Annotated in this window: 31 protein-coding genes and 1 tRNA gene; 21 read left to right on the top strand and 11 right to left on the bottom strand. The window is 68.3% G+C overall.

Annotated elements, in window-relative coordinates; translation table 11 throughout:
• The first annotated feature begins 55 nt into the window (after nucleotides 1-55).
• Complete coding sequence (locus tag GJG85_RS04635) at nucleotides 56-724, top strand: LysE family transporter (protein ID WP_050011619.1); 669 nt, start codon at nucleotides 56-58, stop codon at nucleotides 722-724.
• A 121-nt stretch (nucleotides 725-845) separates the two neighbouring features.
• On the opposite strand, the gene GJG85_RS04630 is transcribed toward GJG85_RS04635, so the two are convergent.
• Nucleotides 846-1,154 (bottom strand): hypothetical protein, encoded by a 309-nt coding sequence (locus GJG85_RS04630; protein ID WP_050011620.1) that lies wholly within the window; start codon nucleotides 1,152-1,154, stop codon nucleotides 846-848.
• A gap of 513 nt (nucleotides 1,155-1,667) precedes the next feature.
• Between GJG85_RS04630 and GJG85_RS04625 the strand changes: the two genes are divergently transcribed.
• On the top strand, nucleotides 1,668-2,609 hold the full coding sequence (locus GJG85_RS04625; protein ID WP_050011621.1) for a DUF2520 domain-containing protein: 942 nt from the start codon (nucleotides 1,668-1,670) through the stop codon (nucleotides 2,607-2,609).
• A gap of 75 nt (nucleotides 2,610-2,684) precedes the next feature.
• A complete protein-coding gene (locus GJG85_RS04620) occupies nucleotides 2,685-3,248 on the top strand; it encodes a YggT family protein (protein WP_006488584.1) in 564 nt (187 codons plus the stop codon).
• Between the two features lie 13 nt (nucleotides 3,249-3,261).
• Here the strand turns inward: GJG85_RS04620 and GJG85_RS04615 are convergent, their stop codons facing one another.
• Together GJG85_RS04615 and crcB are read right to left on the bottom strand one after the other, a co-directional pair.
• Complete coding sequence (locus tag GJG85_RS04615; protein ID WP_050011622.1) at nucleotides 3,262-3,612, bottom strand: DUF190 domain-containing protein; 351 nt, start codon at nucleotides 3,610-3,612, stop codon at nucleotides 3,262-3,264.
• Between the two features lie 23 nt (nucleotides 3,613-3,635).
• Nucleotides 3,636-4,022, bottom strand: a complete 387-nt coding sequence (gene crcB / locus GJG85_RS04610; protein WP_089488234.1) for a fluoride efflux transporter CrcB — start codon at nucleotides 4,020-4,022, stop codon at nucleotides 3,636-3,638.
• Nucleotides 4,023-4,438: 416 nt separating this feature from the next.
• Here crcB and GJG85_RS04605 point away from each other — a divergent pair, with 416 nt between their 5' ends.
• Nucleotides 4,439-5,650 carry a S53 family peptidase gene (locus GJG85_RS04605; RefSeq protein WP_089488233.1) on the top strand — a complete coding sequence of 404 codons (1,212 nt, stop codon included), beginning with the start codon at nucleotides 4,439-4,441 and terminating at the stop codon, nucleotides 5,648-5,650.
• 37 nt (nucleotides 5,651-5,687) lie between these two features.
• On the opposite strand, the gene GJG85_RS04600 is transcribed toward GJG85_RS04605, so the two are convergent.
• The 3 genes from GJG85_RS04600 to GJG85_RS04590 all read right to left on the bottom strand — a co-directional run bounded on the left by GJG85_RS04600 (nucleotide 5,688) and on the right by GJG85_RS04590 (nucleotide 7,717).
• Complete coding sequence (locus GJG85_RS04600) at nucleotides 5,688-6,557, bottom strand: Sir2 family NAD-dependent protein deacetylase (protein WP_089488232.1); 870 nt, start codon at nucleotides 6,555-6,557, stop codon at nucleotides 5,688-5,690.
• Nucleotides 6,558-6,740: 183 nt separating this feature from the next.
• Complete coding sequence (locus tag GJG85_RS04595; RefSeq protein ID WP_089488231.1) at nucleotides 6,741-7,121, bottom strand: DUF4406 domain-containing protein; 381 nt, start codon at nucleotides 7,119-7,121, stop codon at nucleotides 6,741-6,743.
• Nucleotides 7,118-7,717: an NUDIX domain-containing protein gene (locus GJG85_RS04590; protein ID WP_089488230.1), complete on the bottom strand. Its 600-nt coding sequence runs from the start codon at nucleotides 7,715-7,717 to the stop codon at nucleotides 7,118-7,120. The genes GJG85_RS04595 and GJG85_RS04590 overlap by 4 nt, the downstream gene beginning before the upstream one ends.
• 81 nt (nucleotides 7,718-7,798) lie before the next feature.
• On the opposite strand from GJG85_RS04590, the gene GJG85_RS04585 reads away from it, so the two are divergent.
• The 3 genes from GJG85_RS04585 to GJG85_RS04575 all read left to right on the top strand — a co-directional run bounded on the left by GJG85_RS04585 (nucleotide 7,799) and on the right by GJG85_RS04575 (nucleotide 9,844).
• Nucleotides 7,799-8,554, top strand: a complete 756-nt coding sequence (locus GJG85_RS04585) for a DeoR/GlpR family DNA-binding transcription regulator (RefSeq protein WP_089488229.1) — start codon at nucleotides 7,799-7,801, stop codon at nucleotides 8,552-8,554.
• Between the two features lie 139 nt (nucleotides 8,555-8,693).
• Nucleotides 8,694-9,305: a chromate transporter gene (locus tag GJG85_RS04580; RefSeq protein WP_204383714.1), complete on the top strand. Its 612-nt coding sequence runs from the start codon at nucleotides 8,694-8,696 to the stop codon at nucleotides 9,303-9,305.
• Nucleotides 9,302-9,844, top strand: a complete 543-nt coding sequence (locus GJG85_RS04575) for a chromate transporter (protein WP_050011630.1) — start codon at nucleotides 9,302-9,304, stop codon at nucleotides 9,842-9,844. Before GJG85_RS04580 ends, GJG85_RS04575 begins: the two co-directional genes overlap by 4 nt.
• Nucleotides 9,845-9,880: 36 nt before the next feature.
• Here the strand turns inward: GJG85_RS04575 and GJG85_RS04570 are convergent, their stop codons facing one another.
• Nucleotides 9,881-11,062 carry an enolase C-terminal domain-like protein gene (locus GJG85_RS04570; RefSeq protein WP_050011631.1) on the bottom strand — a complete coding sequence of 394 codons (1,182 nt, stop codon included), beginning with the start codon at nucleotides 11,060-11,062 and terminating at the stop codon, nucleotides 9,881-9,883.
• Between the two features lie 339 nt (nucleotides 11,063-11,401).
• Nucleotides 11,402-11,746 (bottom strand): cupin domain-containing protein, encoded by a 345-nt coding sequence (locus GJG85_RS04565; RefSeq protein ID WP_006496617.1) that lies wholly within the window; start codon nucleotides 11,744-11,746, stop codon nucleotides 11,402-11,404.
• 200 nt (nucleotides 11,747-11,946) lie between these two features.
• Here GJG85_RS04565 and GJG85_RS04560 point away from each other — a divergent pair.
• Nucleotides 11,947-12,021, top strand: a tRNA-Gly gene (locus GJG85_RS04560).
• A gap of 131 nt (nucleotides 12,022-12,152) precedes the next feature.
• On the top strand, nucleotides 12,153-12,938 hold the full coding sequence (trmB, locus tag GJG85_RS04555) for a tRNA (guanosine(46)-N7)-methyltransferase TrmB (RefSeq protein WP_050011635.1): 786 nt from the start codon (nucleotides 12,153-12,155) through the stop codon (nucleotides 12,936-12,938).
• 93 nt (nucleotides 12,939-13,031) lie between these two features.
• On the opposite strand, the gene GJG85_RS04550 is transcribed toward trmB, so the two are convergent.
• The 3 genes from GJG85_RS04550 to GJG85_RS04540 form a co-directional block, all read right to left on the bottom strand.
• The gene (locus GJG85_RS04550) at nucleotides 13,032-13,862 is read right to left on the bottom strand and encodes an undecaprenyl-diphosphate phosphatase (protein ID WP_050011636.1); all 831 of its coding nucleotides are present in this window, start codon (nucleotides 13,860-13,862) and stop codon (nucleotides 13,032-13,034) included.
• Between the two features lie 79 nt (nucleotides 13,863-13,941).
• Entirely contained in the window at nucleotides 13,942-14,523 is a 582-nt protein-coding gene (locus tag GJG85_RS04545; RefSeq protein WP_089488226.1) for a DUF1439 domain-containing protein, read from the bottom strand.
• Complete coding sequence (locus tag GJG85_RS04540; RefSeq protein ID WP_050011805.1) at nucleotides 14,520-14,837, bottom strand: YkgJ family cysteine cluster protein; 318 nt, start codon at nucleotides 14,835-14,837, stop codon at nucleotides 14,520-14,522. Before GJG85_RS04540 ends, GJG85_RS04545 begins: the two co-directional genes overlap by 4 nt.
• A 187-nt stretch (nucleotides 14,838-15,024) precedes the next feature.
• On the opposite strand from GJG85_RS04540, the gene hemN reads away from it, so the two are divergent.
• From hemN to GJG85_RS04480, 12 genes are all read left to right on the top strand, one after another.
• Entirely contained in the window at nucleotides 15,025-16,416 is a 1,392-nt protein-coding gene (gene hemN, locus GJG85_RS04535; RefSeq protein WP_089488225.1) for an oxygen-independent coproporphyrinogen III oxidase, read from the top strand.
• An 83-nt stretch (nucleotides 16,417-16,499) separates the two neighbouring features.
• Complete coding sequence (locus GJG85_RS04530; RefSeq protein WP_006488573.1) at nucleotides 16,500-16,757, top strand: hypothetical protein; 258 nt, start codon at nucleotides 16,500-16,502, stop codon at nucleotides 16,755-16,757.
• Nucleotides 16,758-16,861: 104 nt separating this feature from the next.
• The gene (locus GJG85_RS04525; protein WP_050011639.1) at nucleotides 16,862-17,518 is read left to right on the top strand and encodes a protein-L-isoaspartate O-methyltransferase; all 657 of its coding nucleotides are present in this window, start codon (nucleotides 16,862-16,864) and stop codon (nucleotides 17,516-17,518) included.
• A 14-nt stretch (nucleotides 17,519-17,532) separates the two neighbouring features.
• Nucleotides 17,533-17,856 carry a rhodanese-like domain-containing protein gene (locus GJG85_RS04520; RefSeq protein ID WP_006476692.1) on the top strand — a complete coding sequence of 108 codons (324 nt, stop codon included), beginning with the start codon at nucleotides 17,533-17,535 and terminating at the stop codon, nucleotides 17,854-17,856.
• A 357-nt stretch (nucleotides 17,857-18,213) separates the two neighbouring features.
• A complete protein-coding gene (gene urtA, locus GJG85_RS04515) occupies nucleotides 18,214-19,521 on the top strand; it encodes an urea ABC transporter substrate-binding protein (protein ID WP_050011640.1) in 1,308 nt (435 codons plus the stop codon).
• A 148-nt stretch (nucleotides 19,522-19,669) separates the two neighbouring features.
• Nucleotides 19,670-21,289, top strand: coding sequence for an urea ABC transporter permease subunit UrtB (gene urtB, locus GJG85_RS04510; protein ID WP_124846477.1), 1,620 nt, complete (start codon nucleotides 19,670-19,672; stop codon nucleotides 21,287-21,289).
• Between the two features lies 1 nt (nucleotide 21,290).
• On the top strand, nucleotides 21,291-22,478 hold the full coding sequence (gene urtC / locus GJG85_RS04505; protein ID WP_204383713.1) for an urea ABC transporter permease subunit UrtC: 1,188 nt from the start codon (nucleotides 21,291-21,293) through the stop codon (nucleotides 22,476-22,478).
• Complete coding sequence (gene urtD / locus GJG85_RS04500; RefSeq protein ID WP_089488221.1) at nucleotides 22,475-23,332, top strand: urea ABC transporter ATP-binding protein UrtD; 858 nt, start codon at nucleotides 22,475-22,477, stop codon at nucleotides 23,330-23,332. The genes urtC and urtD overlap by 4 nt, the downstream gene beginning before the upstream one ends.
• A 4-nt stretch (nucleotides 23,333-23,336) precedes the next feature.
• A complete protein-coding gene (urtE, locus tag GJG85_RS04495; protein ID WP_124638654.1) occupies nucleotides 23,337-24,029 on the top strand; it encodes an urea ABC transporter ATP-binding subunit UrtE in 693 nt (230 codons plus the stop codon).
• 141 nt (nucleotides 24,030-24,170) lie between these two features.
• Nucleotides 24,171-25,046 (top strand): urease accessory protein UreD, encoded by an 876-nt coding sequence (locus GJG85_RS04490; protein ID WP_204383711.1) that lies wholly within the window; start codon nucleotides 24,171-24,173, stop codon nucleotides 25,044-25,046.
• A gap of 235 nt (nucleotides 25,047-25,281) precedes the next feature.
• The gene (gene ureA / locus GJG85_RS04485; RefSeq protein WP_006406310.1) at nucleotides 25,282-25,584 is read left to right on the top strand and encodes an urease subunit gamma; all 303 of its coding nucleotides are present in this window, start codon (nucleotides 25,282-25,284) and stop codon (nucleotides 25,582-25,584) included.
• An 8-nt stretch (nucleotides 25,585-25,592) separates the two neighbouring features.
• Nucleotides 25,593-25,898: an urease subunit beta gene (locus GJG85_RS04480; protein ID WP_050011646.1), complete on the top strand. Its 306-nt coding sequence runs from the start codon at nucleotides 25,593-25,595 to the stop codon at nucleotides 25,896-25,898.
• Nucleotides 25,899-25,907 lie beyond the last annotated feature (9 nt).

Below are 25,907 nucleotides of genomic sequence, written 5' to 3'. Positions count from 1 at the left end.
CACGCGGCCGGCGCACGCCGGCCCGCGCATCGCACTTGCCGCACGCACCCAGAAGATGAGCTTTCCGCCCGCCTCCATGCTGTCCGACGGATTCTTTCTGTCGCTGTCGTTGTGTCTCGACATCGGCCTCGTGAACGTCGCGATGCTGTCGCTCACGCTGTCGCACGGCTTCCGGCCGGGCTTCTGGCTCGGCGTCGGGTCGTGCGTCGGCGATCTCGTCTACGCGGCGCTCGCGCTCGCGGGGATGGCCGTGCTGCTGCAGTTCGAACCGGTGCGCTGGATCGTGTGGATCGGCGGCGGCGCGGTGCTGCTGTTCCTCACGTGGAAGATGGCGCGCGAAGCGTTGACGCCCGCGAAGTCGGCCGACGACGACGCGGACGATGCACCTCCGCCGCGAGCGAGCGCACGACGCAGCTTTCTGCGCGGGATGCTGCTCGCGATGTCGTCGCCCAGCGCGATCCTGTGGTTCGCGGCGGTCGGCGGCGCGCTGATCGCGAAAGCCGGTGCGACCACGCCGGCCACCGCGTCGGTGTTCCTGTCGGGCTTTTTCCTCGGCGGCCTCGCGTGGACGCTGTTCATGTGCACGCTCGCGAGCCAGGGCCGCAAGCGCGCGGGCGCCGGGCTGATGCGTGCGTGCCACGTCGCATCGGCGCTGCTGTTCGCGTACTTCTCGTACAGCGTGATCGTCGGCGGCTACCGCGACCTGATCGTACACGCGGCGTAATCGCGGTCGCGCTGCCGCGCCGGCCACCGCGCCACATGTGAGCCCCAATGAAAAACGGCGCAGCGCCCCTCGCGGGACGTTGCGCCGTTTTGCCGCGCGCGGTCAGGCCGCGCGGGACGAATCAGCGACGCCAGTAGCCATGATGGCCCCAGCCGCCGTAACCATGGCGCCAGTACGGGCGACCGTAGTAGCCACCACCGTAGCCGCCGACGACCACCGCGGGCGGCGGCGCGTAGTAGGCCGGCGCCGGCGCGTAGTACACGGGCGGAGGCGGCGGCGCGTAGTACACGGGCGGCGGCGGTGCGTAGACGGGGTAAGCGGGTGCGACCGGGATGCCGATGCCGACCCCGATCGACACGTGAGCCTGCGCGGCGCTCGCGGCACCCAGGCCCAGCGCGGCGGCGGCGATGAACGGAATGAGCTTTTTCACTTCGATTCTCCTGCTGGAGCGGTATTTTAGGCGCTCCTGTCGGCAACGGCGGGCATGCACGTCGCATGGAAGCAATGTAGCGAAAACCCGCCCCGCGCGTATCATCCATTTGTTGCAAATTGCAATTGCACGCGGCCGCAGCGGCCGTCCGGCGCGGCGCCCGACATGGGCCGCGTTCCTTGCCGGTCGCGCGATTCCGTCCGAGGGATCGGGTCGCGGCACGCCGACCGGTCAGTCTTACCGGATCCGGCGGGCGCAGCGGGCACGCGTACGTAATGAACGATTACAAATTCGAGACAACATGCCGACATTCCAGGCCGGATGCAGCGGCGCGGTGTTTAGGGGTCGGATTCCGCGCCCCTGATTCGCCGCGGTGGCGGACGCCGGCCGCGCATCGGCCTCACTGCCTACCGGTAATTCATACACGCGGCAGCCCCGCAGCCGGCCTTCCGCGAAATGGCCGTCATTCCTGCGATACTGGCGGTTGCTTCGTTTTTGCTGACATCCGCCGCCATGCCGCTTCCCGACACACCCCGCCTCGGCTTCATCGGCGCCGGCCGCCTCGCGCGGTGTGTCGCGCAGCGTTTCGCGCAGGCCGGCTTCCCCGTCGTCGCGATCGCGAGCCGCACGCCCGCGTCGGCCGCCGGCCTCGCCGCGCGCATCGCCGGTTGCCGCGCGGTCGATAACCCGCAGCAGGTGGTCGACGCCGCCGAGCTGATCTTCCTGACCACGCCCGACGATCATCTCGCGTCGAGCGCCGCGGCGCTGCGCTTCGACGCATCGCGCGCGGCCGGCCAGGCGGTCGTCCATTGCAGCGGCGCATCGCCGGTCGCGCTGCTCGATCCGGCGAAGCAGCAAGGCGCGGCCACCGGCGGCTTCCATCCGCTCTATCTGTTCGGCGGCACCGACGCCGACCTCGCACGCATCGACGGCTGCTCGGTCACGATCGAAGCGGACGGTGCGCTGCACGCGACGCTGCTGCGACTTGCCGCCGCACTCGGCTGTCATCCGCTGTCGATTCCGGCCGGCGGCCGGATGCTGTATCACGCGGCCGCCCACTACGCGGCGAGCTTCGCGCTGTGTGGGCTGTCGGAAGCGGTCGAGCTGTGGCGCGGCCTCGGTTTCGACGAGGACGCCGCGCTGCGCGCGCTGTTGCCGATGCTCGCCGGCACGATCGAGACCGCGCGCGACAAGGGGCTCGCGAATGCGCTGGCCGGGCCGGTATCGCGCGGCGACACGGCCATCGTCGAGCGCCAGCTCGCGCTGCTCGAAGCGCGCGGCGGCGATCACGCGGCGCTGTATGCGCTGCTGACGCGCCGCGCGGTCGCGCTCGCGGCGAAGCGCGCGCCGCCGCCGGCATCGCTGCCGGCGCTGGCCGAAGCCGTCGAAACCTCGCTGGCGCGGATGGCCGCCCACCCCGCCGCGCCCCCCTCCCCGTCGCGCGACGAGGCGTGATAAGGTGTCGGCCGATGCGCCGCCAACCGGCGTTGGCGGCCGCACGCTACTGACTGTATAAAAAGGATGCCAACGATGTTCGGCGAGATCGCCCGTTTTCTGCTCAATACCGTCTTCACGCTATTCGGCGCCGCGCTGATTCTGCGCGTCTGGATGCAGGCCGTCCGCGTGCCGCCGTACAACCCCGTCACGCAAGCCGTGCTGCAGGCGACCAACTGGCTCGTGCTGCCGCTGCGCCGCGTGATCGCGGGCGTACGCGGCATCGACTGGGCCAGCGTCGTCGCCGCACTGCTCACCGCGCTCGTCTATGTCGTGCTGATGGTCGTGATGGCCGGCTTCGATCCGGCCGCCGTGATCGCGACGCTCGTCGTGGTCGCGCTGCTCACCGTCGTGAAGTGGGCGCTCAACCTCGTGATCTGGATGACGATCCTGATGGCGCTGCTGTCGTGGCTCAACCCGCGCTCGCCGGCAATGCCGATCCTCTACCAGCTCACCGCGCCGTTCCTGAACCCGCTGCGCCGCGTGATTCCGAACCTCGGCGGCATCGACCTGTCGCCGATCCTGCTGTTCGTGATCGTGCAGGTGCTGCTGATGATCGTCACGCGCGCCGCCGTGTCGCTGACGATGTTCGGCATCTGATCCGGCGCGACACCTACGCTGCCGGCCCCTGCGCCGGCGGTGCGCCGAGCGTGTCGATCACGCCGAACTGCGCGGGCATCATCGCGTAGCACACGCGCACTTTCTCGTGCGACAGCCGCTCGAGCAGCCGCTGCGCTTCGTCCTCGGTGACGACGAATTCGACCTCGATCGCGAGCGAACCCTGCAGTTCGAAGAAGCGATCCTCGTGCAGCACGCGATGCTGGCCGAAACCGGCCATCGCGCGAAACGCGGAACCGCCCGCGACGCCCATCCGGTTCGCCTCTTCCAGCAGCCATTCCCACAGCGGCTTCCAGTGCAGCCGGTGCTGCTCGTGCACGTAGAAGCGCAAAAAGACCCTGTCCATCGCTCCCTCCGATGGCGGCCCGCTCAGGCCGCCGCGAGCCACGCGCGCGCGGTCCACATGCCGAGCGCCGTCAGCGCGAACGATCCAGTCAAGTGTAGGGCAGCCACCGCCAACGCCCATCCGAATTCGCCGTCGAGCGCGTGCGTCATCACTTCGACCGAATAGGTCGAGAACGTCGTGAGGCCGCCGAGAAAGCCCGTGATCACGAATAGCCGCCATTCGGGCGGCAACCCGACGCGAACGGTGAATACGACGGCGGCCATGCCGATCACGTAGCCGCCGAGCAGGTTCGACACGAGCGTGCCGAGCGGCACCGCGGGAAAGACCGCGTTGAGCGCGAGACTCAGGAACCAGCGCAGCAACGCGCCGAGGCCGGCGCCGACGAAGATCGCGACGATCGAATAGAACAAGGGCACCTCTCACGGACGACGCCACGCGGCGCACGCGGCTACGCTGAACTGTATGCGGAATCGCGCCGCGCCGGCAATGCCGACGGGCCGTGCAGGCAGACGGCGGAGCGTGTCGCGTTCGCATGACGCGTTTCACGATTTCCCTGCGCGCGCCGTCGTGGATATTTACCGGACAATTACATCCGACATTACAAACCGATTTTTAATTTGCCGATTATTTATCAGCTGTTTAAAAACCGATAAAGCAGTTCGATCGTGCGCACAGGTTAACCCTGCACAACGCTTGTCCCATCGAGGTTCCACGTACTTTCCCTTATCAGACATTCCCGTATCCAGTCGATATTCGATGTCGTTATCGTCGTCGATTTCGTAGAATTGTTTCGCCACCCTACTCCATCGACATGGAGACTCGAAAAATGAACAATATCCGCCTGTCATCCATGTTGATCCCGGCGCTGTGCGCGTCGCTGCTCGCGTCGGGCGTCGCGCTCGCCGACGGCAACGGGCCGCCGTCCTACGTCGAAGGCAACCGCGCACCGAAAGGATTCGCGCGCCCGCCGTTCCACACGAAGCCACGCGCAAGCACCGCCACGATCGCCGGCCTCACGCCGGCGCTCGCGCGGCATGCCTACGGGTTCGACGCGATCGCGAACCAGGGCGACGGGATGGTCGTCGCGATCGTCGACGCGTACGACGACCCGAAGATCGAAGCCGATCTCGGCGTGTTCAGCACTGCGTTCTCGCTGCCGGCCTGCACGTCGTCGAACGGCTGTTTCACCAAGGTGTATGCCCACGGTGCGCGGCCCAAGCCCAATGCAGGCTGGTCGCTCGAGATCTCGCTCGACGTCGAATGGGTGCATGCGATCGCGCCGAAGGCGAAGATCGTGCTCGTCGAGGCGGCATCGGCCAGCTTCAGCGACCTGATGGCCGCGGTCGACGTCGCGGTCAAGCGCGGCGCGTCGGTCGTGTCGATGAGTTTCGGCGGCAACGAATTCAGCAGCGAGACCGGCTTCGACAGCCACTTCAACGTACCGGGCGTGACGTTCGTCGCGTCGTCCGGCGACAGCGGCACCGGCACCGAATACCCGGCCGCGTCGCCTTACGTGGTGTCCGTCGGCGGCACGACGCTGTCGTCCGATACGGCCGGCAATTACATCGGCGAGACGGCGTGGAGCGGCAGCGGCGGCGGTGTGAGCAGCGTCGAGGCCGAGCCGGCCGGCCAGACCGCGTGGCCGATTCCGGTGGCCGGCAAGCGCGGCGTGCCGGATGTCGGTTACGACGCGAATCCGTCCAGCGGTTTCGCGGTGTACGACTCGGTCACCTATCAGGGGCAGGCCGGCTGGTTCCAGGTCGGCGGCACGAGCGCGGGCGCGCCGCAATGGGCGGCGCTCGTCGCGATCGCGAATTCGCTGCGCACGGCGGCCGGCAAGACATCGTTGAGCGGCGCCTACGACACGCTCTATGCGGTCGGCAAAACCGCGTACGGCAGCGACTTCCACGATGTGACGACCGGATCCAACGGCAATTGCGGCAGCGTCTGCAACGCGGCGGGCGGCTACGACTATGTGACGGGCCTCGGTTCGCCGATCGCGCCGGCGCTCGTGCAGGCGCTCGTCGCGCGGCCGTAATCGCGCGGCCCCGGCCGGTCGCCTCGTGGCGCGCGGCTCAGCCGCCGCGCCACGCGCGGTCGAGCGCGTTCAGCGTCGCCAGCGCACCGCCCTTCAGCCCGATCACGTCCGCCCGGCGCGCATGCGCGTCGCGCGCATTGATGCGAATCACGTCGGCGCCGAGCCGTTCGCTCAGCAAGCGCACGGTCGGAATCGCGGTGCCCGCGCCGATCTCCACCACGGCGACGCGCCCGGCCTGCGCAATCCACTCTTCGAGCACGCGTTCCTGCGCGTCGTAGCGCGCACCGAGCCAGCCGGTGTCGCCGAACATCAGGATGTTGGGCCGCGCGAGACCGCCGCAGTGCGGGCAGCGCGGCATGTCGCCCACGAGGCGGCACGTCGCTTCGTCGACCTCCGGCACGAACGGCGCCGCGTCCCACGTGGCGTCTGTGCACGGGCGCAGGCACTGCATCGCATGAATCGAGCCGTGGATCTCGACGATGCGCGCCGGATCGAAACCGGCCTTCCGGAACTGGCCGTCGACGTTGCTCGTCAGCACGAAGCCGCCGTTCGGCATCACGTCGATCCAGCGGCGCAGGATCGCGAAGCCCGCATGCGGCGCCGTCGCGCGGTAGAGCGCGAGACGGTGCCCGTAGAAGCCCCACGCGAGCGCCGCACGCGCACGAAACGCGTGCGGCGACGCGATCTCGTGGAATTCGAAACGCTCGTAGCGCAGCGCCGGATACGCGCGCCAGAAACCGTCCGTGCCGCGAAAATCGGGCAGTCCGGAATCGACGCCGATGCCCGCGCCGGCCGTGACGAGCAATGCATCGGCACGCGCGAGTGCGGCGACGGCGGACGCGACGAGCTCGGCAGGAAGCGGCGCGGCGGCGGAGTCGGCGAGATCTGCGGGACCGGAAAGCGGCATGATGGGAAAGCGGTGGCGTCGAACGTTGCGCGAGTGGCGTGGCGATCATACGCCGGTTCGGGCGTCGCGCCGCATCGGCGACGCAACTGTGTAGCGCGGCGCACGTGCGGCGACCGGCAATGCAATGGCCCGCCGTCCGCAAGCGCCGCACCGGCGATACCGCGACGCGGCGCCCATGCTTGCTCAGTGAGCCGATTCGTCGTGTGCAACCGGGATCTCGTCGACCGCGAAATAGACCGGCTTGCCGAGTTGCCGCGCGAGCGCGACGTCCGCATCCGCCCCGCGCGACGCGCCATCGATGCGCAGTACCGCATCGCAGCGTCGCAGCAGCCGGTGCGCGGCCGGATACAGGAACGTTTCGCCGATCGCGTCGCCCAGTTGCGTCGACCCGGCCGCGGCCGCGAGCGGCAACGACACCCATTCGCCGATCATCGGCACGTGCCCGCGGCGATACACGGCGAGCGCCGCCGCTTCCAGCCGGTGCAGGTTCGCGGCGATGCGCGCGGGGTCGCCGTCCGTGCCGCTGCGATACGGGCCGGCGATCAGCACGAGCCGCGGCGTCATGCGGCGCGTGCGCCGGCGGTTTCCCGCAGCGCGACGTACTGCAGCAGCATGATCGTCTTCGCGTCGACGATCTCGCCGCGCTCGACCGCGTCCAGCGCCGCCCGCAGCGGCATCTCGACGACCTCCAGATCCTCGCCCTCTTCCGCGACGCCGCCGCCCGCGCCGGTGCGCAGCGACGCATCGTATTCGCCGACGAAGAAATGCAGCTTCTCCGTCACGGAACCCGGGCTCATGAACGCCTCGAACACCTTGCGCACGCCGCGCACGCGATAGCCGGTCTCCTCCTCGGCCTCCGCGCGGATGCGCGCCTCGGGCGTTTCGTCGTCGAGCAGGCCGGCGGCCGCTTCGAGCAGCATGCCGTCGTGTCCGCTCACGAACGCCGGCATCCGGAACTGGCGCGTCAGCAGCACGTCGCCCGTTTCGGCATGACGCAGCAGGATCGTCGCGCCGTTGCCGCGGTCGTAGGTCTCGCGGCTCAGGCGCTGCCACGTGCCGTCGCGGCGCAGGAAATCGAACGTCACCTTGCGCAGCACATACCAGTCGTCGGACAGCACCGTCGTATCGACGATGCGCACCCGCTCCCGCGTTGCAGCCATTGCAGCCTCCGGTTCGACAAAGGACGGCGCCCATGGTAACGTGCACATTCGTGCAATTTCAAGAATTTTCGTGCAAACACGATGCTGACGACGCAACGCAAGAAGGCGATCCTCGACGCGCTCGCGCGCGACGGCCAGGTGCTGGCCGCCGAGCTGAGCGTGCAATTCGGCGTGTCCGAAGACACGGTGCGCCGCGACCTGCGGGAACTCGCGGCCGACGGGCTGTTGCAGCGCGTGCATGGCGGCGCGCTGCCGGCGTCGCCGGCCGTCGCTCCGCTCGCGCAGCGCGAGACGCTCGAAACCACGGAGAAGCGGCGCATCGCACGGCGGGCCGCGCAGATGATCGCGCCCGGGCAGGTGGCGATCGTCGACGGCGGCACGACCTCGGCGCTGCTCGTCAGCCAGTTGCCGGCCGACCTGCGCGCGACGATCGTCACGCACAGCCCGAGCGTCGCGGTGGCGCTCGCCGCGCATCCGTCGATCGACGTGATCCTGATCGGCGGGCGGCTCTACAAGCATTCGATCGTCGCGGTCGGTGCGGCGGCGATGGAAGGCATCGCGCGCATTCATGCGGACCTGTATTTCATGGGCGTCACGGGCGTGCATCCGGTCGCCGGCCTGAGCACCGGCGATTTCGAGGAAGCGGCGATCAAGCGCGCGCTGGCCGAACGCGCGGCCGAGACGGTCGTGCTCGCGTCGCAGTCGAAATTGCGCGCGGCATCGCAGTTCGTGATCGGCGACATCACGCTGGCGCAGACGGTCGTCGTCGAAAAGGAAACCGACGCCGCGCTGACGAAGCCGATCGAGGCCGCGGGTGTGACGGTGGTGCGCGCGTAGCGCGCGGGGCGTTGGTATTCGCGCTTGCCGGCTCGGTTGCGAAGTGTCGTCGCGCAGGCACCCGAGTCGATGTCAGCGTGCTGACAGGCGCCGCTTGCTAACATGGGCGATCGCCCGATCGCCACGTGCCAACCGCCCGATGCCCTCGCCCTCCTCCACGACGCCCTCGGCACCGCCCGCCGGCGACGCACCGCCGCCGGGCATCCTCGCGCTGTTCATCGCGTTCGCGCAGATCGGCCTGACTAGCTTCGGCGGCGGGCTCAGCGGGCGGATGATGCGCGATTTCGTCCACGAGCGACGCTGGCTCGACGAAGAGGCGTTCCTCAACGGTCTCGCGCTGTCGCAGGCGTTACCGGGCGTCAACGTGAAGAACCTCGCGATCTGGATCGGCTACCGGCTCGCCGGATGGCGCGGCGCGGTGGCCGGCTTCATCGGCATCATCGCGCCGCCGGCCGTGCTGATCGTGCTGTTCGGCGTCGCGTTCTCGACGCTCACGCGCTTTCCGCTCACGCACGTCGCGCTCGCCGGTGCGGCGGCCGCGGCGATCGGGCTGTCGATCTCGATGGCGATTACCGCGGTGCGCCGGCTGCCGCGCCGCGTGCTGCCGTTCGCGGTCATGACGCTCACCTTCGTGTCGGTTGCGGTGCTGCACTGGCCGCTCGTGTGGACCGTGCTGATCGGCGGCACGCTGAGCGTCGCGCTCGAATACCGTCGTGCGGCCGCCGCGCCGGTCGGGAACGACGCGCGATGAATGCGTCCGCACGTTACGCAGCACTGTTCGGCGTGTTCGCGCCGCTGTCGATTGCGACGATCGGCGGCGGGCAGGCGGTCATCGCGGATATCCAGCGGCAGGTCGTCGACGTGCATCACTGGATGAGCGCAACACAATTCGTGAACGACTTCGCGATCGCACGGATGGCGCCTGGCCCCGGCTCGCTGCTGGCGACGCTGATCGGCTGGCAGGTGGCCGGTTTCTGGGGCGCGGTGATCGCGACGCTCGCGCTGTTCGGCCCGACCGCGTTCCTGATCTACGGCGTCGCGCACCTGTGGCGACGGCACCGGGGCGCGCGCTGGCAGATCGCGCTCGAAGCCGGCCTGCGCCCGGTCGCGGCCGGCATGATCCTCGCATCGGTGTGGGTGCTGGTGCAGGCGCTCGACGGCGGCTGGGCCGCCCGCGCGATCGCGGTGGCGTCGACACTGTGCGTGATCTACACGCGCGTTCATGCGCTACTGCTGATCGCGATCGGCGCGCTGCTGCTCGTCGGCTTGCGTGCGCTCGGGGGGACGTAGCACGGCGCCACCGCCTTCGCGTCGCTACCTGAGCGCCTAGACGCCGCGAAACACCGGCACCGATTCCGATATCGCGCGGAACGCGTCGTGCGCGTGGGCATGCAGCTCGAATCCGATGCCCGGCGCCTGCGGTACGCGTGCGTGTCCCGCGTCAACGTTTTCGCCATCGGCCAGTCCGCTGAACGGATGGAATGCGAACGGGCTGACTTCCGCCCCGCCGAGCCCGAGCGCCGCGACGACGTGCAGCGAGAACAGATGACCGGCGTGCGGCCAGAACGCGTCGCGCCGCCAGCCGCGCGACACGAAGTGATCGACGATCTGCAGATAGCCCGACAGCCCGTAGCTGTGCACGGGATCGAACACCAGCACGTCGCGGTCGGCACGCAGGCCGCCGTAACGGTCGAGCAGCTTCGCTTCCGCGAGCGAGAACAGCGCTTCGCCTGCCGCGATCGGCGATGCGTATCGCGTGGCGACGTCTGCCTGGAGCGGCAGGTCGAGCGGATCGCAGATGTCCTCGAACCACCAGAGATCGAACGGCGCAAGCATGTTCGCCGCCTCGTAGGCCGTCGTCGCGTCGTACGTGTTCATCGCGTCGACTGCGAGATGCGAAGGGCTGGCGAGCTGTGCGGCCGCGGCGTCGATGCGGCGCCGGTCCTGCTCGAAATCCGCGCCGCCGATCTTGATCTTCGCGTGCGTGTAGCCGAGATCGACGATCCGGCGCATCTCGTCCGACAGGCGCGTGAGATCGTCATGCGGATAGCGGTAGCCGCCGCCTGCGTACACGCGCACGCGCGGCGGCGCCGTGCGTCCGAGGCGGTCGGCGAGAAAGCGGTGCAGCGGCAGGTCTGCGATCTTCGCGGCGGCGTCCCAGATCGCCATGTCCAGCGTGCCGACCGCGACGCAGCGTTCGCCGTGCCCGCCCGGCTTCTCGCCGGCCATCATCGCGCGCCATGCGGGGAACGGGTCGAGGTTCGTGCCGGCTTCGTCGGCGAGTGAGTCGGCGGCAGCCAGCAGGCGCGGCGCGAACCGTTCGCGGATCAGGCCGCCCTGCGCGAAGCGGCCGATCGACGCGTAGCCGTAGCCCGTCACCGGGCGGCCGTCGCGCACGACGTCGGTCACGACCGCGACGACGCTCGTCGTCAGGCCGCCGGACGGAATCGCCGGATCGGCATAGCGGGATACGGGAATCGCGCGTTCGTGGATCGCGGTGATGCGCATGGTCGGGGCTCCGGAGGGGCGTCCGGCGCAGGCGGAAGGTTCATGCGCGGCAGCGGAAGCGGTGGGCGGATCGCTGCATCTTAGGGGTTTGCGTGACGGTGTGCAGGACCGGTGGCGAGCGTCATCGTGTCGTCGCCGGACAACCGTGCGTTCAATTCGTCATGGATTGCGGCTGGATAACGAAGCGCGCCAAGCCTGTGGCTGCCCTCAGCGCGCTGTTTCCGAACCCGGGACGACTTTTATTGAACCGGAATCCTCGCTCGCCCCTCCCGGCTTCGTGAACCGCGAAGACGTGGGGCGATGACGGTATGCAGGGGTTGGATAGAATCGACCGCCCGCTCAGGCGAAGACGAAGTACTTGCGCACGGTCTCCACCACTTCCCACGTCCCTTTCATGCCGGGTTCGATCACGAACACGTCGCCGGCTTTCAGGTGCTGCGGCTCCTCACCTTCCGGCGTGATGATGCAGTAACCATCGAGGAAGTGGCAGTACTCCCATTTTTCGTAATTCACCTCGAACTTGCCCGGCGTGCAGATCCACGTGCCCATGATCTTGCTGCCGTCCTTCGAGACGTACGCGTTGAGGTTCACGGTGTGCGGATCGCCGCCAATGCGCTTCCACTTGGTCGCATCAAGGACAGGCGTCGGGCAGGTTTTGCGCAGAACGGTGATGAAATCGGACATGTCGGCTCCAGACTGACGATCGTATGAGAGGCCTGTCACGTTAGTTCGAAAGCTTTACCAGGGCTTGTACGCTTCCGACACCGACTCGTCCATTTTCGACATTGGCTGGCAGGCCAGTCGGGCCGCAGCAGTTTCGATACCGGCGGCCCAGACGCCCCGCTTGCCATCCCCACCCAAACCCCTGTAGAATTGCACGTTCTGCGGGCGTCGTATAATGGCCATTACCTCAGCTTCCCAAGCTGATGACGTGGGTTCGATTCCCATCGCCCGCTCCACTTTCCGGCTGCACGACAGCCTGCGCATGAGCCGCCTCGTCGAAGGCGGCTTTTTTGTACCATGCGCCGAATCGCCCGGCAGCATTGCTGCGCAACGGGCCCTCGCCCGAACCGAGCCTTTCTCTGTACCGATGATGCACGACGATCCGAACGAAGCCGGCCTTCCGCCGCACGACGACGCCATTCCCGACGAAGCCGACCAAGCCGGCGAAGCCACGGAAGGCGCCGACGAAGTCAACCCGCTGCACCGCCGCCGCATCCGCAGCTTCGTGACGCGCGCCGGCCGCGTGTCGACCGGCCAGCGCCGCGCGCTCGACGAATTCGGCCCGCGCTTCGTCGTCCCGTATGCGCCGGAACTGCCCGACTGGAACGCGATCTTCGGCCGCAGTGCACCGCGCATCCTCGAGATCGGTTTCGGGATGGGCGCGTCGACCGCGGAAATCGCCGCGCACCGCCCGGGCGATGACTTCCTCGGCGTCGAGGTGCACGAGCCGGGCGTCGGCGCGCTGCTGAAGCTGATCGGCGAGCAGGATCTATCGAACATCCGCATCATCCAGCACGACGCGGTCGAGGTGCTCGAGCACATGATCGCGCCGGAAAGCCTCGACGGCGTCCACATCTTCTTTCCCGATCCGTGGCACAAGGCGCGTCACCACAAGCGCCGGCTGATCCAGCCGCCGCTCGTCGCGCATCTCGCGTCGCGCCTGAAGCCCGGTGCGTACATTCACTGCGCGACCGACTGGCAGAACTACGCGGAGCAGATGCTGGAAGTGCTCGGCGCGGAACCGACGCTCGAAAACACGGCCGCCGATTACGCGCCGCGCCCCGACTACCGCCCGGTGACGAAGTTCGAACGGCGCGGGCTGCGGCTCGGCCACGGCGTGTGGGACCTGGTGTTCCGCAAGCGCGCAAGCTGAGCGTCCCACCCTGCGCAGCATAAAAAATCCCGACCGGCGTCTCGCGCCGGTCGGGATTTTTTCATCGAGCGGCGCATCGACCGCTCGCCAGCCTCACGCCCAGTTCAGCCAGCCGCTGTAACCCACCAGCAACACGAACAGTCCGAACGCGATCCGGTACCACGCGAACACCGTGAAATCGTGCGTCGCGACGTAGCGCAACAGCCAGCGCACGCACACGAACGCGCTGACGAACGCCGACACGAGCCCGAGCGCGAACAGGCCGAGCGAATCGACGGTAAACGCCTGCCAGTCCTTCACGGTTTCGTAGAGCGTCGCGCCGAAGATGATCGGAATCGCGAGGAAGAACGAGAATTCGGTGGCCACGCGTCGGTCGAGACCGAACAGCATCCCGCCGATGATCGTCGAGCCCGAGCGCGACATGCCGGGCACCAGCGCGAAGCACTGCGCGAGTCCGACCTTGAGCGCGTCGAGCGGCGTCAGCGCGTCGACCGACATCACGCGCGGCGGCTCGCCGCGTTCGCGCTGCCGCGCCTCGGCCCACAGGATGATCGCGCCGCCCACGACGAGCGCGAACGCGACGGGCACCGGCGAGAACAGCACGGCCTTGATCTTCTTCTCGAACAGGAGGCCGAGCGCGATCGCGGGAATCGTCGCGATCACGACGTTCAGCGTGAAGCGCTGCGCATCGGGCCGGCTCGGCAGCCCGGACACGACGGACACGATCCGCTGCCGGTATTCCCAGCAGACCGCGAGGATCGCGCCGAACTGGATCACGACGTCGAACGTCTTCGCGTGCGAATCGTTGAAATTCAGGAAGCTGCCCGCGACGATCAGGTGACCGGTGCTCGACACCGGCAGGAATTCCGTCAGCCCCTCGACGACGCCGAGGATCAATGCCTTGCAGATCAGGATCCAGTCCATCCGTGGCCCAACTCCGAAATGGTCGAAAGAAAAGGCCACTCTTGCGCGCGCGGCCCACCCGGCCGTGCGCGCTCCGTCGTCACTTTTCGACGATCGCCACGCGTATGCCGTTTGTAAGGATCGTAATTGTACCGGGTTCGTAGTTCACTCCGGCAAATTGCAGTTGTTCCGGCTTGAACGTGTAGATCGGATAGTTGGTCAGCAGCTGCGTCGCGAGCAGGCCGGCGGCCGCGCCCACCTGCTGCGCGTACATCTGCGCGTCGCCGTCGAGCGCGAGGCTGTCGACGGCCGGCGCCTTCAGCACGACCGAGCGGCTCGGCGCGTCGTACGCGAGCTGGCCCGACACGGTGAACTTGCCGCTGACGGGCCCGCGCAGGAACGGGCTCACGAAGTTCGCGTCGAGCTGCACGGCGACGCGGTTCTGGTCCGGCAGCAGGTTGACGGCCGGATTCGCGAGCGACACGTCGACGACCTGGGCGACCGTCTTCTGGTAAGGAAACTTCCGCGCGACGGCCTTCTGCACGTCGCCGCGCGAGAACGTGTAGTGATCGGGGATGAACGGGAACGTCGACGCGCACGCGGCAAGCGATACGCACACGCCGACGGCGCCAATGGCGGCAGCGAGAAAACGGCGCCGGCCAGGCGCGCGAGGGACGGTCATGCTGATTTCTCTCCTGGATGCGCCGGCCGCGTCGCGGCCTCGAGGCGCGTGAGCCACGCGAGCGCGTCGTCGCGCGACGCGCCGCACATGTCGGCGGACGGCTGCAGCCCGGCACAGCACGCGGGGCGCTCGGGCCGGCCGAAGATCATGCAGCGCAGGTCGTCGCCGAGCTGCACGCAGCGCACGCCCGCCGGCTTGCCGTCGGGCATGCCCGGAATCGGGCTGGAAATCGACGGCGCGATGCAGCACGCGCCGCAGCCCTCGCGGCACGCATGCGGCGGCGGGACGTCGGCGGGCGCCGCGCGGACAGGCATTTCGACGGACACTCGGCTCTCTCGACGAATAACGAACAACGAACAACCGAAAACGATGCGGCAACCGGACGCGGCGTCCGGCAGCCCCACCCCGCATTGTGCCATCGCCGGCTGCGACGTTATTACACAATGCAGCCCGACCGCGTGTTCCTATACTCGAAACCATCTAAAAAAGCGCGAGACCGCCATGCGTTCTGGATCTGCCGACCCGGTGTTCCGTCCCGATTTGCTCACGAAATACGGCGTGAACGGGCCGCGCTATACGTCGTACCCGACCGCGCTGCAGTTCCGCGAGGATTTCGATCCGGCCGACTACGTCCGCGCGGCCGGCGACCCCGGCGCCTCGTCGAGCGACCTGTCGCTGTACTTCCACATCCCGTTCTGCAACACCGCGTGCTTCTACTGCGGCTGCAACAAGATCGCGACCAACAACCGCCGCCGTGCGCGCCCGTATCTCGACCAGCTCAAGCGCGAAATGGCGCTGCAGGCCGCGCTGTTCGATCCGTCGCGCCCCGTCACGCAACTGCACTGGGGCGGCGGCACGCCGACCTTCCTGTCCGACGACGAAACGGCCGAGCTGATGGCGGCCACGCGCGAGCATTTCGCGCTCGCGCCGGACGCCGACGCCGAGTTCTCGATCGAGATCGATCCGCGCACGGTCACGCCGGCGACGCTCGTCCATCTGCGCACGATCGGCTTCAATCGGCTGAGCCTCGGCGTGCAGGATTTCGACCCGGTCGTGCAGCAGGCGATCAACCGCATCCAGCCGCGCGCGATGACGGCCGACCTGCTCGCCGCCGCACGCGCGACAGGCTTCCATTCGGTGAGCGTCGACCTGATCTACGGGCTGCCGCACCAGACGGTCGCCGTGTTCGCACGCACACTGGAGACGATCATCGAGCTCGCGCCCGATCGCCTGTCGGTGTTCGGTTACGCGCACATGCCGCACCTGTTCAAGATGCAGCGGCAGATCGACGATGCGACGCTGCCGCCGCCGGAAGCGCGCATCGCGCTGCTCGGCCTCGCGATCGACATGCTGACGTCGGCCGGCTACGTGTACATCGGGATGGACCACTTCGCGCGGCCGTCCGACGAACTCGTGCGCGCGCAGCGCAACGGCACGCTGCAGCGCAATTTCCAGGGCTACAGCACGCGCGCGGATACCGACCTGATCGGCTTCGGCGTGTCGTCGATCGGCAAGGTCGGCGACGTCTACGCGCAGAACGCGAAGGACCTGCCCGCGTACGGCGCCGCACTCGACGCGGGCCGGCTGCCGATCGCGCGCGGCGTCCGCCTCACGCCGGACGACCGGCTGCGCCGCGACGTGATCACGCAACTGATGTGCAACCTCGAACTGCCGTTCTCGCACGTCGAGGCCGCGCACGGCATCCGCTTCGCCGATCATTTCGCGCGCGAGCTCGACGCGCTGCGCCCGTTCGAGCGCGACGGGCTGCTGACGATCGCGCACGACCGGTTGACGATCCATCCGGCCGGCCGGATGGTCGTGCGCAACATCGCGATGGCGTTCGACGCGTACCTCGGCCAGACGTCGCGGCAGCGCTACTCGCGCACGGTTTAGGGCGGTTCACGCGGGCGCCGGCCGCACGCGGGCGACCGGTTTGATACAGTGTGAGGCTTACATCCGCTTCGCCAGCCCCCAAGATGCGCACCACCAAAGCGACCCACGCGGTCGAACGCCTGAAGACCCGCTCCGGCAACCCGCAATTCGCGGCCGTCGCGATGGCGGGCGGTCTGTTCTATCTCGTCGACCGCTCGGGCGGCACTGCCGAGAAGCGCTGCGAGCCGCTGCCGCTCGACGAATTCGTCAAGTTCGTCGACGAATTTGGCCCCAAAAAACCGCGCAAGGCGAGCAAGCTCGACCTCGCGTTCGAGGCGCAGATCAAGAAGAGCAAAGGGTAAAGGTCTGTTGCAGGCCGCCTGAAGGCTTCGCGGCCGTGCCGTTTGGTACAATCACGAAGTTTCTCTATCCCCGCTGATGGCCGACCTGGCTGCGTGACCACACCATGAATATCGAAAACGCGCGTTTCAACATGATCGAACAGCAGATCCGTCCGTGGGACGTGCTGGATCTGGATGTCCTGGGCCTGCTGTCGATCGTCAAGCGTGAAAACTACGTGCCGGCCCAATACCGCGATCTCGCGTTCGCCGATCTCGAACTGCCGCTGCCGGGCGGCGCGAGCAAGATGCTGTTCCCGCGCGTCGAAGCGCGCGTGCTGCAGGAGCTGGCAGTCAAGAAGCACGAGAACGTGCTCGTGATCGGCGCGGGCTCGGGCTACCTGGCCGCGCTGTTCGCGCATCGCGCGCAGCACGTGACGGCCGTCGAGATCGATCCGGCGATCGCGAAGTTCGCGGAAGACAACCTGCGCAACGACGGCGTGACCAACGCCGAAGTCGTGCTCGGCGACGGCTCGCGCGGCTGGGCGGCCAAGGCGCCGTACGACGTGATCTGCGTCGCGGGCGGCCTGCCGGTCGTGCCGCAGGACATGCTCGAACAGCTGAAGGTCGGCGGCCGCCTGGCGGCGTTCGTCGGCGGCCGTCCGGTGATGAAGGCGCAGATCATCACGCGCATCGACGACAAGCAGTACCGCGTCGCCGACGTGTTCGAAACGTACATCGACCACCTCGTCAACGCGATCGAGCCGTCGCGCTTCAAGTTCTGAGCGGCGGAGCCTCCATGCAGATCCTGACGCCCGCGATGCTCGCGGAATGGCTCGGCGACACGGCGCGCCCCGCGCCGGTCGTGCTCGACGTGCGCGAGCCGTGGGAAATCGCGACCGCGCAGATCGCCGGCAGCGTGGCGATTCCGATGCAGCAGATTCCCGCGCGCAGCGAAGAGCTCGACGACGAAGCGGAAATCGTCTGCGTGTGCCATCACGGGATGCGCAGCGCGCAGGTCGCGATGTTCCTCGAATCGCGCGGCTTCACGAAGCTGTACAACCTGCAAGGCGGGATCGACGCGTGGTCGCGCGACGTCGATCCGTCCGTGCCGCGCTACTGATCGATCCTTCCCGCGGCGCATCATGCGCCGCCGCGCCGCCCGGCACCCCGCCGCCGGCCGCACCGATCCGCCGAACGGGCGCGCACTGCGCGCCCGTTTCTCTTTTCCTCCCCCGGTTTCCCTGCGTTTCGACGCCGCCGCACCGTCGTGCACCATTTGTGCCCGTGCGTCTGCACCGCAACGGACCGCGCATGCTGCACGGCGCGTCATCCGCACCGCGCCGATGCCCGCTGGTGCCCGCCCGTGCCCCGCGCAGGCACGCCGGGCGTGCATCCGCGCGACTGGCACATGCCTTGCGTTACACGATGGCCGGCGCCGCCACGGCGCACGCGCATCCAACACGACAAGGGGATCCCGATGAAACGTCGCAGTCTGTTGAAGTTCGGTTCCATGGCCGGCGCGCTCGCGCTGGCGGGCAAGAGCCCGTTCGCGCACGCGGCCGATGCGGGCACCGGCCCGATCAAGGTCGGCATCCTGCATTCGCTGTCGGGCACGATGGCGATCTCGGAGACGTCGCTGAAGGACACCGCGCTGATGACGATCGCCGACATCAACAAGAGCGGCGGCGTGATGGGTCGCAAGCTCGAACCGGTGGTGGTCGACCCGGCGTCGAACTGGCCGCTGTTCGCCGAGAAGGCGCGCCAGCTGCTCACGCAGGACAAGGTCGCCTGCGTGTTCGGCTGCTGGACGTCGGTGTCGCGCAAGTCCGTGCTGCCGGTGTTCGAGGAGCTGAACGGGCTGCTCTACTACCCGGTGCAGTATGAAGGCGAGGAAATGTCGCGCAACGTGTTCTACACGGGCGCCGCGCCGAACCAGCAGGCGATTCCGGCCGTCGAGTACCTGATGGGCGCGGAAGGCGGCGGCGCGAAGCGCTTCTTCCTGCTCGGCACCGACTACGTGTATCCGCGCACGACCAACAAGATCCTGCGCGCGTTCCTGAAATCGAAGGGCGTGAAGGACGCCGACATTCAGGAGGTCTACACGCCGTTCGGCCACAGCGATTACCAGACCATCGTCGCGAACATCAAGACCTTCGCGCAGGGCGGCAAGACGACCGTGATCTCGACGATCAACGGCGATTCCAACGTGCCGTTCTACAAGGAACTCGGCAACCAGGGCATCAAGGCGACCGACGTGCCGGTCGTCGCGTTCTCGGTCGGCGAGGAAGAGCTGCGCGGGATCGATACGAAGCCGCTCGTCGGCCACCTCGCCGCGTGGAACTATTTCATGTCGGTGAAGAACCCGACCAACACGAAGTTCAAGGACCAGTTCGCCGCATGGGTGAAGGCGAACAACCTGCCGGGCGGCGCGAAGCGCGTGACCAACGATCCGATGGAAGCGACCTACGTCGGCATCCACATGTGGAAGCAGGCCGTCGAGAAGGCGAAGAGCACCGACGTCGACAAGGTGCGCGTCGCGATGATCGGCCAGACGGTGGCCGCGCCGTCGGGCTTCACGCTCGCGATGGACGGCAACCATCACCTGCACAAGCCGGTGATGATCGGCGAGATCCGCGGCGACGGACAGTTCAACGTCGTGTGGAAAACGAAGACGGCCGTGCGCGCGCAGCCGTGGAGCCCGTTCATCGCGGGCAACCAGGGCAAGCCGGACGTCGTCAGCTCGATCCCGGCGTTCCTGCGCCGGCAGCGCGCGGCGCTGGCGTGATGCCGTGCGGCGCGTCGCGCTTCGTGTGCGACGTGCCGCACGCTTGCCCGCCCGCTGCCGATGCGCCGGCCGCGCTTGCCGTGACGAATCGCCCGCGCCGACGCAGCGTCGCACCGCTCCGCTCCCCCACGCCCGACAGGATTTCCCGATGCCTACACGCTTTCGCCGAGCCGCCCGCGCGATCGCGGCATGCGCCGCCCTCGCGGGCCTGCTGCCGCACGCCGCGTTCGCGCTGACGGCGGCCGACACCGCCGCGCTCGCCGGCGACGACTTCGACGCGAAGACGGCCGCGATCGAACGGCTCGCCGCCGACACCGATCCGCGCGCCGTTGCGGTGCTCAACGCGCTGTCGAGCGGCGATGCGCTCGCGACCGGCGACGGCCGCCTGCTGATCCAGTCCGGCGACACCGCACACGACGCGCTCACGCAGGCCGCGACGCCGGCCGGCGATGCGCAGCCGGTGATGCTGAACAACCTGCTGCGCACGAAGATCGCCGGCGCGCTGTCGGGCCTCGCGCTCGCGTCGCCCGACGTGGCCACGCGCCGCGACGCGATCGACGCGCTGCTGAAGTCGCCCGACCCGGCGCTCAAGCCGATGATCGATCGCGCGCGCGCAAAGGAAACCGATCCGGCGTTGAAGCGCCGTCTCGATGCACTGTGGGCGATCGCCGCGCTGCACGATGCCGATCCGGCGAAACGCCTCGAAGCCGCGCAGGTGGTGGCCGCGCGCAGCGATCTCGACATGATCGAACAACTGCGCCCGCTCGTCGCGAAGAACGCCGACGGCAGCTTCGCCGAACCCGACGCGCGCGTGCGCGACGCCGCGCAACAAGGGCTCGATACGTTGCACGCGCTGCAGCGCCGCGGCGAGATCGTCGGCACGGTGTTCGCCGGCCTGTCGCTCGGCAGCGTGCTGCTGCTCGCCGCGCTCGGCCTCGCGATCACGTACGGGCTGATCGGCGTGATCAACATGGCGCACGGCGAATTCCTGATGATCGGTGCGTACGCAACCTATGTCGTGCAGACGCTGATCCAGCGCTACGCGCCCGGCGCATTCGACTGGTATCCGCTCGTCGCCGTGCCGGTGTCGTTCGCGGTGGCCGCGCTCGTCGGCATCGTGCTCGAGCGGCTCGTGCTGCGGCACCTGTACGGTCGCCCGCTCGAAACGCTGCTCGCGACCTTCGGCGTGAGCCTGATCCTGATCCAGGCCACCCGCATGCTGTTCGGCGCGCAGAACGTGCAGGTCGTGAACCCGTCGTGGATGAGCGGCGGCGTGACGGTGATGCAGAACCTGATCCTGCCGTACAACCGGCTCGCGATCCTCGCGTTCGCGCTCGCGGTGGTGTTCGTCGCGTGGGCCGTGCTGACGAAGACGCGGCTCGGTCTGTTCGTGCGCGCGGTCACGCAGAACCGCCGGATGGCCGCGTGCGTCGGCGTGAAGACCGCCCGCGTCGACGCGTATGCGTTCGCATTCGGCGCGGGCATCGCGGGCCTCGGCGGCTGCGCGCTGTCGCAGATCGGCAACGTGGGCCCCGATCTCGGCCAGAACTACATCATCGATTCGTTCATGGCCGTCGTGCTCGGCGGCGTCGGGCAGATCGCCGGCACCGTGCTCGGCGGTTTCGGGCTTGGCCTCGCGAGCAAGGCGATCGAACCGTTCTGGGGCGCCGTGCTCGCGAAGATCGCGGTGCTCGTGATGATCGTGCTGTTCATCCAGAAACGCCCGCAGGGCATGTTCGCGCCGAAGGGCCGCAGCGCGGAGGCTTGACGTGACTTCATACACCGATTCGATGTCGAACCCGGTCGCCGACACGTCGAAGCCCGCTGCCGGCGCGCGCGCGGCGGACGGCTTCGCGCTCGGCCTGCCGCCCCGCCCCGCGCTGCTCTCGCGTCGCGCGTGGCTCGCGCTCGTCGCGCTATGCGTGGCGATCGGCGTCGGCGTGCCGCTCGCCGCGCTCGTCGCGCCGGAAGCCAGCGCGTTCCATCTGTCCGCGTACACGATGACGCTCGCCGGCAAGCTGATGTGCTACGCGATCGCCGCGCTCGCGCTCGATCTCGTGTGGGGCTACTGCGGGATCCTGAGCCTGGGCCACGGCTTGTTCTTCGCGCTCGGCGGCTATGCGATCGGCATGTACCTGATGCGCGAGATCGGCCGCGAAGGCAAGTACGGCAGCGACCTGCCCGACTTCATGGTGTTCCTCGACTGGCACCAGTTGCCGTGGTACTGGAGCGGCACGCAGCATCTCGCGTGGGCGCTCGCGCTCGTCGTGCTCGTGCCGGCCGTGCTCGCGTGGGTATTCGGCTTCTTCACGTTCCGCTCGCGCGTGAAGGGCGTGTACCTGTCGATCATCACGCAGGCCATGACGTTCGCCGCGATGCTGCTGTTCTATCGCAACGAGACGGGCTTCGGCGGCAACAACGGCTTCACCGATTTCAAGCGCATCGCCGGCTTCTCGATCACGTCGCCGGGCACGCGCACGGTGCTGTTGCTGCTGACCTTCGCGACGCTCGTGCTCGCGTTCGTCGCCGCGCGCGCGATCGTCACGAGCAAGCTCGGACGCGTGGTGACCGCGGTGCGCGACGGCGAGACGCGGCTGATGTTCCTCGGCTACAGCTCGCTCGCGTACAAGCTGTTCGTGTGGACCGTGTCGGCCGTGCTGTGCGGCATCGCCGGCGCGCTGTACGTGCCGCAGGTCGGCATCATCAATCCCGGCGAGATGTCGCCCGGCAACTCGATCGAGATGGCGATCTGGGTCGCGGTGGGCGGGCGCGGCACGCTGATCGGGCCGATCGTCGGCGCGTTCGCGGTGAACGGCGCGAAAAGTTTCTTCACCGCGTACTTCGCCGAATACTGGCTGTTCTTCCTCGGCCTGATCTTCGTGCTCGTGCCGCTCTTGCTGCCGCGCGGGATCATGGGCCTCGTCGAAACCGTGCTCGCGAAGGGGAAACGCGCATGAACGGAACGGCTCTCTATCAGTTCACGCCGCCGCCCGAGGACGAGCTGCTCGCCGTCAGCGGCAGCGCGTCGATGGGGCGCGTCGTGCCGGCCGGCATCGACACGTCGCACGGCACGATCCTCTATCTCGAGGATATCGAAGTAAGCTTCGACGGCTTTCGCGCGCTGAAGAAATTGTCGCTCGCGATCGACGTGGGCGAGCTGCGCTGCGTGATCGGCCCGAACGGCGCGGGCAAGACGACGATGATGGACGTCATCACCGGCAAGACGCGGCCCGATGCGGGCAAGGTGTTTCTCGGCCAGACGATCGATCTCGCGCGGATGAACGAACCCGAGATCGCGCGGGCGGGCATCGGCCGCAAGTTCCAGAAGCCGACCGTGTTCGAACAGCATCCGGTGTGGGAAAACCTCGAACTCGCGATGCAGACCGACAAGGGCTGGCTCGCGTCGCTGCGCGCGCGGCTCGACCGTACCGCGCAGGCGAAGATCGAGGAGACGCTCGCGCTGATCGGCCTCGAAAGCCAAGCGTATCGCGCGGCCGGCGAGCTGTCGCACGGGCAGAAGCAGCGGCTCGAAATCGGCATGCTGCTGATGCAGCGTCCCGCGCTGCTGCTGCTCGACGAGCCGGCGGCCGGGATGACCGACCACGAGACGATGGAACTCGCCGAGCTGCTGAACACGCTGCGCGGTACCTGCTCGATGATGGTCGTCGAGCACGACATGGAGTTCGTCGCGGCGCTCGCGGGCGACACGGGGCGCGTGACGGTGATGGCCGAAGGCGCGGTGCTCGCGCACGGCACGCTCGACCAGGTCAAGCGCGACGACGCGGTGATCGAGTCTTACCTCGGACGATGATGCGATGCTGAAAATCGAAGCGCTGAACCAGTACTACGGCGGCAGCCATATCCTGCGCAACGTGAACCTCGCGGCCGACGACGGCAAGCTCACCGTGCTGCTCGGCCGCAACGGCGTCGGCAAGAGCACGCTGCTGCGCTGCCTGATGGGGGTCGTCGCCGCGAAAAGCGGCAGCGTGTCGTGGCGCGGCACCGCGCTCGGCGCACTGCCGCCGTATGCGCGCGTCGCGGCCGGGCTCGCGTACGTGCCGCAGGGCCGCGACATCTTTCCGCGACTCACCGTCGAGGAGAACCTGCTCGTGGGCGCGGCGAGCCGCAAGGCGCCGTCGAAAGTGCCCGATCGCATCTACGACCTGTTCCCGGTGCTGAAGGACATGCGTGCGCGGCGCGGCGGCGACCTGTCGGGCGGTCAGCAGCAACAGCTCGCGATCGGCCGCGCGCTGATGAGCGAGCCGCAGCTGCTGATCCTCGACGAGCCGACCGAAGGCATCCAGCCGTCGATCATCCAGGACATCGGGCGCACGCTGCGCCAGCTCGTCGACGAATCGAAGATGACCGTGCTGCTGGTCGAACAGTATTACGATTTCGCGCGCTCGATCGCGGATCGATATTGGGTGATGAGTCGCGGGGAGATTGTCGCGGGAGGGGACGCGCGGGACATGGAGGCGAACGGCGTGCGCGAGCTGATCGCGGTGTGACGGTAGGCACGGCGGGGAACACGTACGGCCGACTCGCGAGACGCCCGCACGCGGCACTTCCTGCGAACGCGGCATCTGCATTATTGTTCCGGTAGCATCCACGTTCTTCGCACCCGCTTCCTCGTTTCCCGTTCGCCGCCGATGTCCGCCCCCGATTCGCACGCCCCGCTGTCCCGCCCCGCCGTCGCCAAGTCGTGGCGCGGCCGCCTCGAACTCGGCTTCGAGCGGCACAGTGCGCGCACGACGCTCGCGCACCGGCTGCACGACGGCCCGTTGCGCGTGCAGCGGCCGCTGTACCCGGAAGGCGACGCGGTCTGCCACGCGGTAATCGTGCACCCACCGGGCGGCGTCGCGGGCGGCGACCGGCTCGACATCGACATCGCGCTCGGCGACGGCACGCACGCGGTGCTGACGACGCCCGGCGCGACCAAGTGGTACAAGTCGAACGGGCTCGACGCGACGCAGCGCATCGGCATCACGGTCGGCGCGCACGCGAAGCTCGACTGGCTGCCGCAGAACAACCTGTTCTTCGACGCGGCCCACGCCGCGCTCGACTTCACGGTGACGCTCGGCGCGGGCGCGAGCGCGATCGGCTGGGACGCGACGCAGCTCGGCCGGCAGGCGGCCGGCGAAACGTGGTCGGCGGGCCGCATCGCGTCGGGTTCGGCACTCGTCGATGCCGACGGCCGGCCGCTGTGGACCGAGCGCGCGCTGCTCGATGCGCACGACCCGCTGCGCGGCGCGCTGCAGGGTCTTGCCGGCTTTCCCGCATACGGCACGCTGTGGGCCGCCGGCGCCGCGTGCGACGCCGCGCTCGCCGAATCGCTCGCCGCGCGGATGCCGTTCGATGCGACGCTGCGCGCGGGCGCGACCTGCGTGACACCCGGCGTCGTGCTGGTCCGCGCGCTGTCGACGTCGATGGAAGCGCTGCAACGCCACTTCACCGACTGCTGGCTGCACCTGCGGCCGATCGTGCACGGCGTCGACGCACGGCCGCTGCGCCTCTGGCAAACCTGAGCGCGGTCGCGCCACGCACCGTTTCGGCGCAACGCCACCCCACACCGCGCACCCTGTACATGCATCGCGCACCATGAATGCGCACGACAGCACGCCGGATGCACATGGCACGGCCCTTGCTGCTTACATAAGCGATACACGACGCACGCCAAACAGCGCGGTGCTACGATGATCCGCCTCCTGCCCGGTTGCGTGCGCACCGATAAAAATTACGTTTTCCTGAACGCCTGCCTTCATGAAACTGACTCCCCGCGAAAAGGACAAGCTGCTGATCTTCACGGCGGCGTTGCTTGCCGAACGCCGCCGCGCGCGCGGCCTGAAGCTCAACTATCCGGAGGCGGTGGCCTTCATCACCGCGGCGCTGATGGAAGCCGCGCGCGACGGCAAGACCGTGGCCGAGGTAATGCATTACGGCACGACGCTGCTCACGCGCGACGACGTGATGGACGGCGTGCCGGAAATGATTCCCGACATCCAGGTCGAAGCGACCTTCCCCGACGGCACGAAGCTCGTGACCGTCCACCACCCGATTCCGTGAGGCCCCGCATGATCCCCGGCGAAATCCTCACCGACGACGGCGAACACGAATTGAACGCGGGCCGCGCGACGCTGTCGCTCGTCGTCGCGAACACCGGCGATCGCCCGGTGCAGGTCGGCTCGCACTACCACTTCTTCGAAGTCAACGACGCGCTGTCGTTCGATCGCGTGGCCGCGCGCGGCTTTCGCCTGAACATTGCGGCCGGCACCGCCGTGCGCTTCGAGCCGGGCCAGACGCGCACCGTCGAGCTGGTCGCACTCGCGGGCGATCGCGCCGTCTACGGTTTTCAGGGCAAGGTGATGGGGCCGCTGTAAGCCGCCCCG

Origin of the sequence: Burkholderia sp. MS389 (assembly GCF_016899425.1) — a bacterium.
Lineage (GTDB): Bacteria > Pseudomonadota > Gammaproteobacteria > Burkholderiales > Burkholderiaceae > Burkholderia > Burkholderia sola.
The sequence above is the reverse complement of the archived record's forward strand: the minus strand, read 5'-3'. Positions and strand labels throughout refer to the sequence as shown.

Excerpts from the sequence above, each read along its gene's own strand:
- hemN (WP_089488225.1), top strand. The coding sequence starts at position 15,025 with ATGCGTTCTGGATCTGCCGACCCGGTGTTCCGTCCCGATTTGCTCACG.
- GJG85_RS04595 (WP_089488231.1), bottom strand. The coding sequence starts at position 7,121 with ATGACGCCGCGGCTCGTGCTGATCGCCGGCCCGTATCGCAGCGGCACG.
- GJG85_RS04615 (WP_050011622.1), bottom strand. The coding sequence starts at position 3,612 with ATGGACAGGGTCTTTTTGCGCTTCTACGTGCACGAGCAGCACCGGCTG.
- GJG85_RS04585 (WP_089488229.1), top strand. The coding sequence starts at position 7,799 with ATGCTGACGACGCAACGCAAGAAGGCGATCCTCGACGCGCTCGCGCGC.
- urtA (WP_050011640.1), top strand. The coding sequence starts at position 18,214 with ATGAAACGTCGCAGTCTGTTGAAGTTCGGTTCCATGGCCGGCGCGCTC.
- GJG85_RS04575 (WP_050011630.1), top strand. The coding sequence starts at position 9,302 with ATGAATGCGTCCGCACGTTACGCAGCACTGTTCGGCGTGTTCGCGCCG.
- GJG85_RS04550 (WP_050011636.1), bottom strand. The coding sequence starts at position 13,862 with ATGGACTGGATCCTGATCTGCAAGGCATTGATCCTCGGCGTCGTCGAG.
- GJG85_RS04525 (WP_050011639.1), top strand. The coding sequence starts at position 16,862 with ATGAATATCGAAAACGCGCGTTTCAACATGATCGAACAGCAGATCCGT.
- urtB (WP_124846477.1), top strand. The coding sequence starts at position 19,670 with ATGCCTACACGCTTTCGCCGAGCCGCCCGCGCGATCGCGGCATGCGCC.
- GJG85_RS04540 (WP_050011805.1), bottom strand. The coding sequence starts at position 14,837 with ATGCCTGTCCGCGCGGCGCCCGCCGACGTCCCGCCGCCGCATGCGTGC.
- urtE (WP_124638654.1), top strand. The coding sequence starts at position 23,337 with ATGCTGAAAATCGAAGCGCTGAACCAGTACTACGGCGGCAGCCATATC.
- GJG85_RS04490 (WP_204383711.1), top strand. The coding sequence starts at position 24,171 with ATGTCCGCCCCCGATTCGCACGCCCCGCTGTCCCGCCCCGCCGTCGCC.
- GJG85_RS04565 (WP_006496617.1), bottom strand. The coding sequence starts at position 11,746 with ATGTCCGATTTCATCACCGTTCTGCGCAAAACCTGCCCGACGCCTGTC.
- trmB (WP_050011635.1), top strand. The coding sequence starts at position 12,153 with ATGATGCACGACGATCCGAACGAAGCCGGCCTTCCGCCGCACGACGAC.
- GJG85_RS04570 (WP_050011631.1), bottom strand. The coding sequence starts at position 11,062 with ATGCGCATCACCGCGATCCACGAACGCGCGATTCCCGTATCCCGCTAT.
- GJG85_RS04605 (WP_089488233.1), top strand. The coding sequence starts at position 4,439 with ATGAACAATATCCGCCTGTCATCCATGTTGATCCCGGCGCTGTGCGCG.
- GJG85_RS04635 (WP_050011619.1), top strand. The coding sequence starts at position 56 with ATGAGCTTTCCGCCCGCCTCCATGCTGTCCGACGGATTCTTTCTGTCG.
- GJG85_RS04545 (WP_089488226.1), bottom strand. The coding sequence starts at position 14,523 with ATGACCGTCCCTCGCGCGCCTGGCCGGCGCCGTTTTCTCGCTGCCGCC.
- GJG85_RS04600 (WP_089488232.1), bottom strand. The coding sequence starts at position 6,557 with ATGCCGCTTTCCGGTCCCGCAGATCTCGCCGACTCCGCCGCCGCGCCG.
- GJG85_RS04625 (WP_050011621.1), top strand. The coding sequence starts at position 1,668 with ATGCCGCTTCCCGACACACCCCGCCTCGGCTTCATCGGCGCCGGCCGC.
- GJG85_RS04530 (WP_006488573.1), top strand. The coding sequence starts at position 16,500 with ATGCGCACCACCAAAGCGACCCACGCGGTCGAACGCCTGAAGACCCGC.
- GJG85_RS04590 (WP_089488230.1), bottom strand. The coding sequence starts at position 7,717 with ATGGCTGCAACGCGGGAGCGGGTGCGCATCGTCGATACGACGGTGCTG.
- GJG85_RS04620 (WP_006488584.1), top strand. The coding sequence starts at position 2,685 with ATGTTCGGCGAGATCGCCCGTTTTCTGCTCAATACCGTCTTCACGCTA.
- ureA (WP_006406310.1), top strand. The coding sequence starts at position 25,282 with ATGAAACTGACTCCCCGCGAAAAGGACAAGCTGCTGATCTTCACGGCG.
- GJG85_RS04520 (WP_006476692.1), top strand. The coding sequence starts at position 17,533 with ATGCAGATCCTGACGCCCGCGATGCTCGCGGAATGGCTCGGCGACACG.
- GJG85_RS04580 (WP_204383714.1), top strand. The coding sequence starts at position 8,694 with ATGCCCTCGCCCTCCTCCACGACGCCCTCGGCACCGCCCGCCGGCGAC.
- urtD (WP_089488221.1), top strand. The coding sequence starts at position 22,475 with ATGAACGGAACGGCTCTCTATCAGTTCACGCCGCCGCCCGAGGACGAG.
- GJG85_RS04480 (WP_050011646.1), top strand. The coding sequence starts at position 25,593 with ATGATCCCCGGCGAAATCCTCACCGACGACGGCGAACACGAATTGAAC.